The sequence below is a fragment of the Micromonospora sp. SCSIO 07396 genome (genome assembly GCF_053667945.1).
This window is the reverse complement of record NZ_CM132210.1, coordinates 2,134,564-2,148,781: the sequence shown is the minus strand read 5'-3', so window position 1 is coordinate 2,148,781 and position 14,218 is coordinate 2,134,564. Positions and strand designations below refer to the sequence as shown.

The 14,218-nt window shown below is 70.0% G+C and carries 9 protein-coding genes; 3 read left to right on the top strand and 6 right to left on the bottom strand.

Translation table 11 applies throughout. From position 1 onward, the window contains the following. From ACWCHM_RS09055 to ACWCHM_RS09045, 3 genes are read right to left on the bottom strand one after another with little or no spacing between them, the layout of a single operon-like run. Complete coding sequence (locus ACWCHM_RS09055) at nucleotides 1-828, bottom strand: carbohydrate ABC transporter permease (protein WP_204960368.1); 828 nt, start codon at nucleotides 826-828, stop codon at nucleotides 1-3. Continuing rightward, nucleotides 828-1,793, bottom strand: a complete 966-nt coding sequence (locus tag ACWCHM_RS09050; RefSeq protein WP_454222063.1) for a carbohydrate ABC transporter permease — start codon at nucleotides 1,791-1,793, stop codon at nucleotides 828-830. Before ACWCHM_RS09050 ends, ACWCHM_RS09055 begins: the two co-directional genes overlap by 1 nt. Nucleotides 1,794-1,796: 3 nt before the next feature. Further along, nucleotides 1,797-3,065, bottom strand: a complete 1,269-nt coding sequence (locus ACWCHM_RS09045; protein ID WP_454222062.1) for an ABC transporter substrate-binding protein — start codon at nucleotides 3,063-3,065, stop codon at nucleotides 1,797-1,799. A gap of 151 nt (nucleotides 3,066-3,216) precedes the next feature. Here ACWCHM_RS09045 and ACWCHM_RS09040 point away from each other — a divergent pair, with 151 nt between their 5' ends. The 3 genes from ACWCHM_RS09040 to ACWCHM_RS09030 all read left to right on the top strand — a co-directional run bounded on the left by ACWCHM_RS09040 (nucleotide 3,217) and on the right by ACWCHM_RS09030 (nucleotide 8,786). Continuing rightward, a complete protein-coding gene (locus ACWCHM_RS09040; protein ID WP_281896683.1) occupies nucleotides 3,217-3,981 on the top strand; it encodes a FadR/GntR family transcriptional regulator in 765 nt (254 codons plus the stop codon). 527 nt (nucleotides 3,982-4,508) lie between these two features. Beyond that, nucleotides 4,509-6,314 (top strand): family 43 glycosylhydrolase, encoded by a 1,806-nt coding sequence (locus ACWCHM_RS09035; protein WP_281896681.1) that lies wholly within the window; start codon nucleotides 4,509-4,511, stop codon nucleotides 6,312-6,314. 135 nt (nucleotides 6,315-6,449) lie between these two features. After that, a complete protein-coding gene (locus ACWCHM_RS09030; RefSeq protein ID WP_204960365.1) occupies nucleotides 6,450-8,786 on the top strand; it encodes a beta-L-arabinofuranosidase domain-containing protein in 2,337 nt (778 codons plus the stop codon). A gap of 190 nt (nucleotides 8,787-8,976) precedes the next feature. Here ACWCHM_RS09030 and ACWCHM_RS09025 read toward each other — a convergent pair whose 3' ends face one another. The 3 genes from ACWCHM_RS09025 to mmsA form a co-directional block, all read right to left on the bottom strand. Further along, nucleotides 8,977-11,082: a family 43 glycosylhydrolase gene (locus ACWCHM_RS09025; RefSeq protein ID WP_204960364.1), complete on the bottom strand. Its 2,106-nt coding sequence runs from the start codon at nucleotides 11,080-11,082 to the stop codon at nucleotides 8,977-8,979. A 344-nt stretch (nucleotides 11,083-11,426) separates the two neighbouring features. Further along, complete coding sequence (gene mmsB, locus ACWCHM_RS09020; RefSeq protein ID WP_204960363.1) at nucleotides 11,427-12,677, bottom strand: multiple monosaccharide ABC transporter permease; 1,251 nt, start codon at nucleotides 12,675-12,677, stop codon at nucleotides 11,427-11,429. Then, the gene (gene mmsA / locus ACWCHM_RS09015; protein ID WP_204960362.1) at nucleotides 12,674-14,212 is read right to left on the bottom strand and encodes a multiple monosaccharide ABC transporter ATP-binding protein; all 1,539 of its coding nucleotides are present in this window, start codon (nucleotides 14,210-14,212) and stop codon (nucleotides 12,674-12,676) included. The genes mmsB and mmsA overlap by 4 nt, the downstream gene beginning before the upstream one ends. Between the last annotated feature and the right edge of the window lie 6 nt (nucleotides 14,213-14,218).

Genomic DNA, 14,218 nt, shown 5'->3' with positions numbered 1-14,218 from the left:
TCAGCCCTTCGTGGCGCCGGCGGCCACACCGTCGGCGATCTGGCGCTGGAGGAAGAGGTAGATCACCAGGACGGGCACCGCGGCGATCAGCACCCCGGAGGCGAAGGTGGGGATGTCGTCGGAGTACTGGCCGCGCAGCGAGGTGACCCCGACCATCAGCGTGCGGTGTTCGGCCGAGGGCATCAGCAGCAACGCGATCAGCACGTCGTTCCAGCAGAACAGGGCGTCGAGGATGCCGACCGACAGCAGCGCCGGGGTGCCCAGCGGCAGCATGATCCGCCGGTAGACCCCGTAGACGCTGTTGCCGTCGATCCGGGCCGCATCGATGATCTCGGTCGGGATGGTCTTGTAGTAGCTGGTCATCAGAAAGATCGTGAACGGCAGGAACTGCGCCACGTAGGCCAGCACGAGCCCCGGGTAGGTGTCGACCAGGCCGGCGTCGGCCATCACCCGGGCCAGCGGCACCATGATCACCTGGAACGGCACGAACAGCGCCGCGAGGCAGCACAGGAAGAGCACCGACGAGCCCCGGAACCGTAGCTGGCTCAACGCGAAACCGGCCATCGAGCCGAACAGCAGCAGCAGGAGCACCGAGGCCGTCACCACGCCCACCGAGTTGGCCAGGTAGCGGGCCATCCCCACGCTGTTCCACGCCGCGCCGATGTTCTCGAAGCGCAGGGCGTCGGCCAGGGAGAACCGGTCGAGGACGTACTCGCGGCGGGTCTTCATGGCCACGTTGAGGGTGAACGCCAGCGGGTAGACGGTCGCCAGGGCCAGCACGGCCATCGGGAGGGCGAGCAGCCACCGCCCCCACCGCCTGTGGGACATCACGCCTCCCTCACCGCCCGCCGGAGCAGGCTGATCTGCAACAGCCCCACCACGAGCATGATGAGGAAGAGCACCGTCGAGGCGGCCGAGGCGAGCGCCGGCCGGTTCAGCTGCCCCTGCTGGATCCAGATGTAGTACTCCGGCAGGTAGGTGGAGCCCTCCGGGCCGCCGCTGGTCATCACGTAGAGCAGGCCGAACATGGAGGTCAGCATCCCGATCATCGTGGTGACGACGACGAACTGGATGGTGCGGGAGAGGCTGGGCACGATCACGTGCCTGATGGTCTGCGGCAGTGACGCACCGTCCACCCGGGCGGCGTCCAGCAGGGAGGCGTCCAGGGTGGCGAAGCCGGCGAGGAACACCACCAGCGCCATCCCGAAGGTCGCCCAGACGTGCACCCCGACCACCACGAACATCGCCACGTCCGGGTCGCCCAGCCAGTCCACCGGCCCGAGGCCGGCCCCGCCGAGCACGGCGTTGAGCGGTCCGTCGAAGGCGAGCAGCAGGTTGAAGATGGCCCCGACGATGACCGGCGACAGCACGGCCGGGAAGAAGTAGACGCTGCGGTACAGCCGGTGCCCGGGGACCCGCAGGTAGATGAAGGTGGCCAGCAGGCCGGGAATCGCCACCGCCACCGGCAGCAGCAGCACGAGCAGCCCGACGTTGCGCAGCGCGCCCCGGAACAGGGGATCCCCGAACAGCTCCCGGTAGTTGTCCAGCCCCACCGCCAGCCCGTCGCGGTCGCCGTCGCCGGTGAAGGAGAAGTTGACCCCGAGCAGCAGCGGCCAGAACCGCAGCAGCAGCAGGATCAGCAGGGCCGGGGCGAGCAGCACGTAGGGGGCGAGACGCTCGGAACGTCGGCCGCCGCGACCGTTCGGCGGGGTGGCCCGCGACCCGGGCGCGGCCCGTCGCGGCGGGCCGGTGGGGGCCGGGCGGAGCGCCGGTGTCACCTCGTCGACCGGCACGGTTCAGCCGGCCTGGTCGGAGGCGGCCAGCTGCTTCACCGCCTCGTCGACGGTGACCGAGCCGCTCAGCAGCTGCTGGGAGAGCCGGCCCATCAGGTCCAGGGTCTTCGAGGACAGCGCCACGTGCAGGGCGGGTTTGCCGGCCTTGAGGTCGGCGACGATGGTGGCCACCGCCGGGCCGCCCTGGGACACGTCGATGGTGGTGTCGGCGGCGATCGCCCCCGCGTCGGCGTAGAACGACTTCAGCGCGTCGGTGGAGGTCAGCGAGCGCACCAGGTCGGCGGCGACCTTCGGGTCCTTCGTCCACTTGGCGACGCCGTACCCGATGCCGCCGTCGAAGGGCAGGTTCGGGGTGGCACCGGGCTCGACGACCGGGGCGCGCATCACGCCCAGCTTCTCGGCCGGGACGAACTCGCTGAAGTCCTTCCAGTGCCCCACGTCCGACATCAGGCCGATGACGTGGGCCGCCTTCGCGGACTGGAAGATCGCGAAAGCGTCGTTGAACATGGCCGTCGAGTTCGCCCCGTCGCTGTTCAGCTTCGCGTCCTGGGTCTCCTTCCAGAGCGCGAAGATCCGCTTGACGTGGGGGGAGGTCCAGTCCCGCTTGCCGGCGATCCAGGCGTCCTGCTCCTGCGGGGTGAGCACGCCGGTGCCGAAGGCGGAGAGGAAGAACTGGATGCCGAAGCCCTCCTTGTTGCCGAGGGCCAGGCACTTCGCGCCGGTCCGCTGGGTGAGGGTGGCGCAGTTGGCGACGAACTCCGGCCAAGTGGTGGCCGGCTTGGCGGGGTCGAGGCCGGCCTTGGCGTAGAGGGTCCGGTTGTAGTAGATCGGGTGGCCCTGCAACGTGACCGGGCCGGCGTAGGTCTTGCCGTCCTTGCTGAACGCCTCCCAGCCGGCGAGCCGCTGCCGGTCCTCGGCCAGGTATTCGTCGAGGGGCAGCAGGGCGTCGGCCCGGTCCCGGAGCTGGCCGCCGCCGTTGAACAGGATCACGTCCGGGCCCTTGCCGGCCTGGATCGCCGTGCCGAGCAGCGTGTAGTACTGCTCGAAGGGCTGGGCGACGAACTCGACGGTGACGCCGGGGTGCTTGCGGGCGAAGTCGGCCTTCGCCTTCTGCAGGTACGCGGCTGAGGACGCCTCGCCGGACTTCCAGTCCCAGACCACCAGTTTCCCGTCCGCCCCGCCGGACGGGGATCGGGTTCCGCCGGCGCTGCCGCAGCCGGCCAGCGCCAGCGCCGCGACGAGGACGGCCGACCACACTGCTCGCTGCTTCATCGCTGCTCACCTTCGAACTCGGTCGATTGCGCTGATCGAGACGCATGAATTGACGAGAAAGTAACTCGTATGACGTATGACGTCAACAGCGGGACGTAGAATTCGCGGCAGTCAGGTCGTGGCGCGGTCCGCGGGAGTCACTGGAGGGGACATGACGGCACGGGAGGCAACCCTGAACGCGTCGACGCCACCGAGCTGGGCCCGACGACCGGCCAACCTCGCCACGGCGGTCACCGCGGAACTGGTGGAACGCATCGTACGCGGAGTTCACCCGCCCGGCGCCCCGCTGCCGCCCGAGCCGGCGCTGTGCGAGGCGTTCTCGGTCAGCCGCACGGTCGTCCGGGAGGCGGTCAAGATCCTCCAGGAGAAGGGCCTGGTGCAGGTCCGCCAGGGCAGCGGCACCATCGTCACCCCACCGTCGATGTGGGACATGCTCGACGAGCTCGTGCTCGCCGCGACCATCGCCGAGGACGACAGCCTGACCATCCTCGACGACCTGGTGGCCACCCGGCGGGTGCTGGAGTCCGACATGGCCAACGTCGCCGCCCGGCTGGCCGACCAGGACACCGTCGACCGGCTGCGCGCCCTGGTCGACCGGATGGACGAACTCGTCGACGACCAGGTCGCCTACCACGAGCACGACCGGGCGTTCCACGACGTGATCATGCAGGCGTCCGGCAACCGGATCGCCCGGGGCGTGGTGCGGTCGCTGGAGAGCCAGGTGGTCAACACCGCCCGCTACATGGGCCGGTCCGAGCGGGCGCTGTGCGTGGCGTCCAACCGGGGGCACCGGCGGATCTACGAGCGCATCGCGGCCCACGACCCGGACGGCGCGGCCGAGGCCATGGTCACCCACATCACCGAGGCCTGGCTGGTCCGGCGCGGCGGGCCGGACACCGGGCGGCTGGTGCGCTGACCCCGGCGGCGGGTGGACCAACCCGTCGTTGCGGCGGACCGGCCCCGCCGGGGCGTCCGCGATGACGCCGAGGTAACCAACGAACGTCAATGGCTTGCGGGTGTTAACGATAACAAGATACCGTCGGCCGCGGGAGCGAAGGGCACGTCTCCCCCGCTCCACCCCCGGGATCCGGGCGGCGGAGCGGAGTGCGGGCACGGGCGACGTCGGTGGGACACCTCCGGGCACCTCCGTGGACGCTGCACGCCGCCGGGTCGCATCGACACCTCGACGTACCCGGATCCCCCGGCGCACGTCGTCCACCGCCACGGTGGGGTCCTGACGCGACCGCGCGCCGACCGCAGTGCCGTAGCCGGCCGGCCGGGAGCGCGATCGCCGACCGTGACGCCACACCTGCGTACCCGCACGGCGGGCAACCCGGACGAGTTCCGACAGCACCGGCGCAGGGCCGGAGCGTCGGCGGAGTCCGGGGAGGCCACCGAGGCGTGACGCCCCACGACACGCATCGCCCACACTGGGAGGTACTGGTGAAACCCGCACTGCCACCGCTGACCCGACTTCGGCGTACCCTCGCCTGGCTGGCGGCCCTGCTCCTGGTCTCGACCCTGCTCCCGGCCGGCACCGCCAAGGCCGACAACCCCATCGTCCAGCACATCTACACCGCCGACCCGGCCCCGCTGGTGCACAACGGACGGGTGTACCTCTACACCGGCCACGACGAGGACGGCTCGACCTGGTTCACCATGAAGGAGTGGCGGGTCTGGTCCTCCGCCGACATGGTCAACTGGACCGACCACGGCTCGCCGCTCAACGTCGCCACCTTCAGCTGGGCCAAGGCCGACGCCTGGGCCGGCCAGGTCATCGCCCGCAACGGCAAGTTCTACTGGTACGTGCCGGTGACCGCGAAGTCGACCAACTCGATGGCCATCGGGGTGGCGGTCAGCGACAGTCCCACCGGCCCGTTCCGGGACGCCATCGGCCGGCCGCTGGCGGCCAACGGCGAGATCGACCCCACCGTCTTCATCGACGACGACGGGCAGGCGTACCTCTACTGGGGCAACCCCAACCTGTGGTACGTCAAGCTGAACGCCGACATGATCTCGTACTCCGGCAGTGTCACCAAGATCCCGCTGACCACCGCCGGATACGGCACCCGTAACGGCAACGCCACCCGCCCCACCCTCTACGAGGAGGGCCCCTGGGTCTTCAAGCGCAACGGGACCTACTACAACGTGTTCGCCGCCGAGTGCTGCTCGGAGTTCATCGGCTACTCCACGGCGCCCGGACCCACCGGGCCGTGGACCTACCGGGGCACGGTCATGCCCCGGCAGGGCGGCAGCTTCACCAACCACGCCGGGATCGTCGACTTCAACGGCGGGTCGTACTTCTTCTACCACAACGGCGCGCTGCCCGGCGGTGGCGGCTACACCCGGTCGGTCGCGGTGGAGAAGTTCAGCTACGGCGCCAACGGCACCATCCCGACGATCAACATGACCAGCACCGGCGCGCCGCAGATCGGCACCCTCAACCCGTACGTGCGGCAGGAGGCCGAGACCATCGCCTGGGGCTCCGGGATCGAGACGGAGGCGTCCAGCGAGGGCGGGATGAACGTCGGCTTCATCGAGAACGGCGACTACATCAAGGTCAAGGGGGTCGGCTTCGGCTCCGGCGCGACGTCCTTCAACGCCCGGGTGGCCTCGGCCGGCAGCGGCGGCACCATCGAGGTCCGGCTGGACAGCGCCACCGGCACCCGGGTGGCCAGTTGCTCCGTGCCGGTCACCGGTGGCTGGCAGAACTGGCAGACCGTCTCCTGTCCGGTGTCCGGCGCGACCGGCACCCACGACATGTACCTGCGGTTCACCGGCGGCAGCGGCACCCTGTTCAACGTCAACTGGTGGCAGTTCAGCGGCGGCGGCACCACGCCGACGCCCACCCCGACCACGACGCCCACCACGACGCCCACCGCGACCCCCACCCCCACCCCGACGACCCCGGCCCCGACGACGCCGGCTCCGACGACCCCCTCCGGGACGGCCTGCACGGCCACCAACACCGTGGTCAACACCTGGCAGGGCGGCTTCGAGGGCAAGCTGACCATCACCAACGGGTCCACCCCGATCACCGGCTGGCGGGTGTCGTTCACCCTGCCCAGCGGGCAGACGGTGGCCCAGGCGTGGAACGGCACCCTGACCCAGCAGGGCAACCAGGTGACCGTCACCAACGCCGCCTACAACGGGCAGCTCGGGGCGGGTGGCTCCACCACCGTCGGCTACATCAGCTCGACCACCGGCAGCAACCAGCCACCGACCGACCTGACCTGTACCCCCGCGTGACCCCGCCGCGCGGCTGACCGTTCCGCCGGCCCGCCCCGCCCCACCGGGGCGGGCCGGCACCCACCACCCGACACCACCGTCCGTACGACCATCCGGACGGGCGCTCGCCCGTGATCCGGTCCGCTGGAGGTTCCCATGTCCGTCCCGTCTCTCAACCGACGCCAGCTTCTCCAGGCCGCCGGCGCCACCGCGCTCGCCTCCGCCGCAGGTGGCACCCTGCTCGGGTCCGGGCCGGCCGGTGCGGCACTGGTGGTCCCCCCGGTCCGCGCCGACCTGGGCGTCTCGGCGTACCCGTTCGAGCTGGGTCAGGTCCGGTTGACCGCCGGCCGGCTGCTGGACAACCAGAACCGGACGCTGAGCTACCTGCGGTTCGTCGACGTCGACCGGATGCTCTACAACTTCCGGGCCAACCACCGGCTGGGCACCAACGGGGCCGCGACCAACGGGGGCTGGGACGCGCCGTCCTTCCCGTTCCGCACCCACATGCAGGGGCACTTCCTCACCGCCTGGGCGCAGGCGTACGCGGTGCTGGGCGACACCACCTGCCGGGACAAGGCCAACTACATGGTGGCCGAGCTGGCGAAGTGTCAGGCCAACAACGGCGCGGCCGGGTTCACCGCGGGTTACCTGTCCGGCTTCCCCGAGTCGGACTTCGCGGCGCTGGAGGCCCGGACGCTGTCCAACGGCAACGTGCCCTACTACTGCATCCACAAGACCCTCATGGGGTTGCTCGACGTGTGGCGCTACATCGGCAACACGCAGGCCCGCACGGTGCTGCTGGCGCTGGCCGGCTGGGTCGACACCCGCACGTCGCGGCTGAGCTACAACCAGATGCAGGCGATGCTGGAGACCGAGTTCGGCGGCATGAACGAGGCGCTGACCGACATCTACCAGCACACCGGCGACGGGCGCTGGCTCACCGTCGCCCAGCGGTTCGACCACGCGGGCGTGTTCAACCCGCTCGCCAGCAACTCCGACCAGCTCAACGGCAAGCACGCCAACACCCAGGTGCCCAAGTGGATCGGCGCGGCGCGGGAGTTCAAGGCGACCGGCACGACCCGGTACCGGGACATCGCCGGCAACGCGTGGAACATGACCGTCAACGCGCACAGCTACGTCATCGGCGGCAACAGCCAGGCCGAGCACTTCCGGCCGCCGAACGCGATCGCCGGTTACCTGACCAACGACACCTGCGAGCACTGCAACACCCACAACATGCTCAAGCTGACCCGGGAGCTGTGGCTGCTCGACCCGAACCGGGTCGCGTACTTCGACTTCTACGAGCGTGCCCTGCTCAACCACGTCGTCGGCGCGCAGAACCCGGCCGACGGCCACGGCCACGTCACCTACTTCACCCCGCTCAAGCCGGGTGGCCGCCGGGGCGTCGGCCCGGCCTGGGGCGGCGGCACCTGGAGCACCGACTACAACTCGTTCTGGTGCTGTCAGGGCACCGGTATCGAGGCGAACACCAAGCTGATGGACTCGATCTACTTCTACAACGACACCACGTTGACGGTGAACCTGTTCGTGCCGTCGGTGCTGACCTGGTCGCAGCGCGGGATCACGGTCACCCAGAGCACCAGCTACCCGGCCAGCGACACCAGCACGCTCACCCTCTCCGGGTCGATGAGCGGCTCGTGGAGCATCCGGGTCCGGATCCCGGCCTGGGCCACCGGCGCGACGATCGCCGTCAACGGCGAGACGCAGGGCGTCGCCACCACCCCCGGCAGCTACGCCACGGTCACCCGCACCTGGGCGGCCGGGGACACCGTCACCGTACGGCTGCCGATGAAGGTCGTCGTGCAGCCGAGCAACGACAACGCCAACGTCGCGGCCCTCACGTACGGCCCGGCGGTGCTCGCCGGCAACTACGGCAACACCGGCCTGAGCGCCCTGCCGTCGTTGAACACCTCGTCGGTGACCCGGACGAGCACCAGCACCCTGGCGTTCACCGCCACCGCGAACGGCTCCACGGTCAACCTCGGGCCGTTCTACGACGCGCACGGCTTCAACTACACCGTCTACTGGAGCACCAGTGGCGGCAGCACCGGCGGCAGCACCCGGATCGTCAACGTGGGCAGTGGCCTGGTTCTCGGCATCCAGAACATGTCCACCGCCGACGGCGGGCTGGCCCTGCAGTGGGGTGACACCGGCACCGCCGACCACAACTGGGTGGTGGTGACCGACGGCGACGCGGTCCGGTTCCGCAACGTCAACAGCGGCAAGGTCCTCGGCGTGGAGAACATGTCCACCGCCGACAACGCCCGCGTGCTGCAGTGGGCGGACAACGGCACCGCCGACCACCGGTGGACCCTGCTGAGCCAGGGTGACGGCACCTACAAGATCCGTAACGTCAACAGCGGGAAGCTGCTCGGCATCCTCAACGGCTCGACCGCCCAGGGGGCGCAGGCCGTGCAGGACTCCGACAACGGCAGCGCGGACAACCGCTGGCGGTTCGTCGCCAACCCGTAGGGACCACCGCCGGTCCCGCACCGCTGGCGAGACGGTGCGGGACCGGCGGTGCAGCGGACGGGGCCGCCCCTGCGAGGGGGCGGCCCCGTCGTGTGCGTGCCGGCCGACGGCCCGACGCGGCGGGCCGCCCGCGTGGCGGTGCCGACGGTACGGGCGGCCCGGTTGCTCCGCTGCCGCGCCCCGGGTCGGGTCAGGGGGTGCTGAGCTGGAACTGACGGATCGTGCTGGTGCCGCCGAGGGCCTGGGTGGCGTGGTTGAACAGGGCGAACCGGTAGCCCATGAAGAACTGCCAGGTGCTGTCGAGGGTCAGCGCGTTGCCCAGCGCGGTGAAGGTGACCCCGTCGGTGCTGTAGGAGAACCGGGCCTGCCGACCGGAGCCGGGACGGATGTCGGCGGTGGCCCGCAGCCAGATCCGGCCCCCGCTGACCGGGGCGGACGCTATCTCGGTGCCGGTGTTGGTGGTCCGCCAACTGCCGTCCATGGTGAGGTTGTTGGTCATCGACACCCGGGTGGCCCCGTTGTCGCGCCGGACGCCGATCCAGGCCGACGAGTTGCGGAGCACCGCCAGCCCGGTCCGGTCGCCGTCGCGCAGCGCCGAGTAGTCGAGTTCGACGGTGGCGGTGGAGGTCGGCCCCTGGATCCGGTGGGTGACCGTGTTCCGGGCGCTGTACAGGTCGTTGGTGACGGTGGCGGTCTGCAGGCGCAGGCCGTTGTTGACCGACCACTTGGTGTTGTCCGGGTTGTGGTTCCACTCCCACTGCGGGCCGAGGGTGCTGCCGCTGAAGGTGTCGGTGCCGGTCAGCGGCTTGACCGGTCGGGTCGGCAGCGGGTTCGGGTACGAGGCGCCCCAGCCGCCGTTGACCGTCTGGATCTGCGGCCAGCCGTCGGCGGTCCAGGTGATCGGGGCCAGCGCCGGTACCCGCCCACCGGGGTAGGCGTCGACGAACGACATGTAGTACCACTGGCCGGCCGGGGTCTGCACCAGGCCGCCCTGGTGCGGCACGCCGCCGCCGGAGATCGGGCCCGGCATGTTGAGCAGCACCTGACGCATCTCGTACGGGCCGAACGGGCTCGACGACTTCAGCACGTACTGCCCGTTGGCCGGCCGGGTGAGCCAGATGTAGTAGCTGCCGTTGCGCTTGTAGAACCGGGCCCCCTCCAGGGTGCCCACGCTCGACGGGGTGGAGAACACCTGCTGGCTGCGGACCTCGCTCTTGCCGTCCGCCGACAGCTGCGCCACGCTGATCTGGGTGTTGCCGTAGGCGACGTACATGGTGTCGTTGTCGTCGACCAGCATGCCGGCGTCGTAGTAGCACTTGTTGATGGTGGAGTGCTGGTTCCAGGCCCCGTCGACGGCGGTGGCGGTGTAGATGTAGGTCTTGGCGAAGTCGATGCAGCCGGCCCAGTAGTAGGTGCGGTTGCTCGGGCGGTAGTTCAGCGTCGACGCCCAGATCCCGTTGACGTACGCCCGAGCGCCGGACATGTCATATTTGGCACCGAAGTCCAGCTTGGGCACCGAGTGACCGGCGAACTCCCAGTTGACCAGGTCGTACGAGCGCAGGATCGGGGCGCCGGGCGAGTAGTGCATGGTCGAGGCGGACAGGTAGAACGCGTCGCCGACCCGGATGATGTCGACGTCGGCGAAGTCCTGCCACACCACCGGGTTGGTGAACGAGCCGCTCGCCGGGGGCGTGGTGGGCGGCGGCGTGGTCGGGGTGGTGCCGCCGTCGACCCGGACGAGCTGCCACTGTTGGTTGGTGCCGCCCCAGTCGGTGTACTGGACGATGTTGCCGCCGTCGGCGGTGGAGGCGTTCTGCACCTCGACCGCCTTGCCGCTGTTGCGGTTGAGCAGCCGGACGTAGCCGTCGGCCGAGTCGGCCAGCCGGAACTGCTGGTTGGTGCCGTTGCCGTCGGTCCACTGCACGATCGACGCGCCGTCGGCGGTGGAGAGGTTGTAGACGTCGAGGACCTTGCCCGACAGGCGCGACTTCAACCGGTAGTAGCCGCCGCCGGAGTCGACGAACTGCCACTGCTGGTTGGTGCCGTCGCCACGGGTCCACTGGGTGATCCGCGCGCCGTCGTTGGTGGCGAAGTTGTACACGTCCAGCGCCTTGCCGCTGTTGCGGTTGACCAGCACGTACCAGGCGGTGGTGTCCACCGTGGCCGCCGCCGCCCCGGTCGACTGGACCACGACGAGCCCACCGCCGACCAGCAGCGTCATCAGCGCGGCGACGACCCGTGACCACCAGCCGCGCCGTCGCCGGACCGTGACCGGCACCTGTCCCATGGCTACCATGACCCTCCCTCACCAACGGTCGATCGACGGTGGCCCCGGTTCCGGCCCGGGGCCACCGTCGTCGCATTGTTCGAAGCCTGCCGATGTCAACGTTCACTCGGCGGCGCGTCCGCGATGGCGCCCGACGCGGCGCAGCGATGGGTCGGGGCTGCCGACCAGCCGCTGCGGGAACGGCTTCAGCTATCCATAGACTGTGAGCGATAACATGATGCTCGTCAAGCTGAAACAGCGCGGACACGATCGACTAGCGCAAATGCCGACACCCCGGGTCGGGTCGGAACTGTCCGACCCGACCCGGGGTGTCCGGGCGAGGGGGTACGACGCGGCGGGTGCCGCGGCATCGGTCAGCGGGAGGCGCCGGCGCGACGCTTGTTGTAGACGTCGAAGGCCACGGCGACGAGCAGCACGAGGCCCTTGACCACCGACTGGATGGACTGGTCGATGCCCATGAGCTGCATCCCGTTGCTCATCACCGCCATGATCAGACCGCCGACCATCGCGCCGACCACGGTGCCGACCCCGCCGGTGACCGCCGCGCCGCCGATGAACGCGGCGGCGATCGCGTCGAGCTCGAACATGTTGCCGGCGGCGGGCTGCGCGCCGTTGGAGCGCGAGGAGTAGATCACCCCGGCCACCGCCGCCAGGAAGCCCATGTTGACGAACATCCAGAAGTTGACCGTGCGCACCTTGACCCCGGACAGCATCGCCGCCGAGAGGTTGCCGCCGATCGCGTAGACCTGCCGGCCGAAGACCGTACGCCGGGTGAGCAGGCCGTAGACCAGCACCAGCGCGGCCAGGATGATCAGGACGATCGGCAGGCCCCGGGCGTGCGCCAACTGCCAGGCGAAGTACATGATGACCGCGCCCACCAGCACCACCCGGGCCACGAACAGCGGGAACGACTCCACCGGCTGCTGGTAGCGGACCCGGGCCACCCGGGTCCGGAAGCCGCTCACCGCGTAACCGGCCACCGCGATCACGCCGATCAGCAGGGTGAACGCGTCGAAGCCCTCCCCGCCGAGCAGGCCGTTGAGGAACCCGGCCGCGACCTGCTGGTAGTCGGCGGGGAACGGGGACAGCGAGATGTTGTCCAGCACCCGCAGGGTCAGGCCCCGGAACAGCAGCATGCCGGCGAGCGTCACGATGAAGGCCGGGATGCCGGCGTACGCCACCCAGAAGCCGTGCCACGCGCCGACCGCGACCCCGACGGCCACCGCGGCCAGGATGCCCACCCACCAGGGGAAGCCCTCCCGGATCACCAGTACGGCGGAGACCGCCCCGGTCAGCGCCACCACCGAACCCACCGACAGGTCGATGTGCCCGCCGATGATGATGATGACCATGCCGATCGCCAGCACCAGGATGTAGGAGTACTGGAGCACGATGTTGGTGATGTTGCCGGGGCTCAGCGACACCCCGTCGGTGAGCACGGCGAAGAGCCCGACGATGACGACCAGGGCGACGTAGATGCCGCTCTGCCGCAGGTTGTTCATGACCAGCGCGCGCAGGTCGCTGGTGCCGGCGTGCAGGGCGACGCCCGGGCTCTTCCCGGTGGGCGGCGGGGACGGCGGCGATGAGGTCTTGACGCTGGTCATCCCACGCGCTCCTTGTCCTTCGTCATCAGATCCATGAGGTTCTCCTGGGTCGCCTCGGCCACCGGCACCTGGCCGGTGATCCGGCCGGCGGCGAGGGTGTAGATGCGGTCGCACATGCCGAGCAGCTCCGGCAGCTCCGAGGAGATCAGGATCACCGCCTTGCCCTCGGCGACGAGCCGGTTGACGATCGTGTAGATCTCGAACTTCGCCCCGACGTCGATGCCCCGGGTCGGCTCGTCCAGGATCAGCACGTCGGGGTTGGTGAACAGCCACTTCGACAGGACGACCTTCTGCTGGTTGCCGCCGGAGAGCTTGCCCACCACGGCCATCACGCTGGTCGTCTTGATGTTCATGTCGCGCCGGCTCTGCTCGGCGACCTTGATCTCCTCGTTGCCGTTGACCCAGCCGAGGCGGGCCAGCCGGCCCAGCGCGGCGGCGGAGACGTTGCGCCGTACGTCGTCGATGAGGTTGAGACCGAACCGTTTGCGGTCCTCGGTGACGTAGGCGATGCCGTGCTCGATGGCCTCCGCGACGCTGTTCGCCCGGACCTCCCGGCCCCGCACGAACAGCCGGCCGCGCACGTCCCGACCGTACGAGCGGCCGAACACGCTCATCGCCAGCTCGGTACGCCCGGCACCCATCAGCCCGGCGATGCCGACCACCTCACCGGCGCGGACGTCCAGGCTGGCGTCGTCGACGACGAGCCGGTCCTGGGTGGGGTGGCGCACGCTCCAGTTCTCGATGCGCAGCACCTCCTCCCCCGGTGACGAGACCCGGTCGGGATAGAAGCTGTCCAGGTCCCGGCCGACCATGCCCCGGATGATCCGCTCCTGGGTGACCTCCCCGGAGGCCAGCGAGAGGGTCTCCACGGTGCGCCCGTCCCGGATGACCGTGGTCGCGTCGGCGATCGCGGTGACCTCGTTGAGCTTGTGCGAGATCAGGATGCAGGTGATGCCCTGACCCTTCAGCCGGCGCAGCAGGTCGAGCAGGTGGGCGGAGTCGATGTCGTTGAGCGCGGCGGTCGGCTCGTCCAGGATGAGCAGCCGGACCTTCTTGGACAGCGCCTTGGCGATCTCGACCAACTGCTGCTTGCCGACGCCGAGCTGGATGACCGGGGTGACCGGGTTCTCGTGCAGGCCCACCGAGGCCAGCAGCTCGGCGGCCTCGGCGTTGGCGCGGTTCCAGTCGATGAGGCCACCCGGGCCGCGCCGCTCGTTGCCGAGGAAGATGTTCTCGGCGATCGACAGGTGCGGCACCAGGGCGAGTTCCTGGTGGATGATGACGACGCCCTGGGACTCGCTGTCGCGGATGCCCCGGAAGTGCACCGGCTTGCCGTCCAGCACGATCTCGCCGTCGTACGACCCGGTCGGGTGCACCCCGGAGAGCACCTTCATCAGGGTGGACTTGCCGGCGCCGTTCTCGCCGCAGATGGCGTGGATCTCTCCCCGGCGCACCGCGAGGGAGACGTCGGCCAGCGCGGTCACCCCGGGGAAGGTCTTCGTGATGCGTCGCATCTCGAGGATGGTGTCGTCCATGGTCAG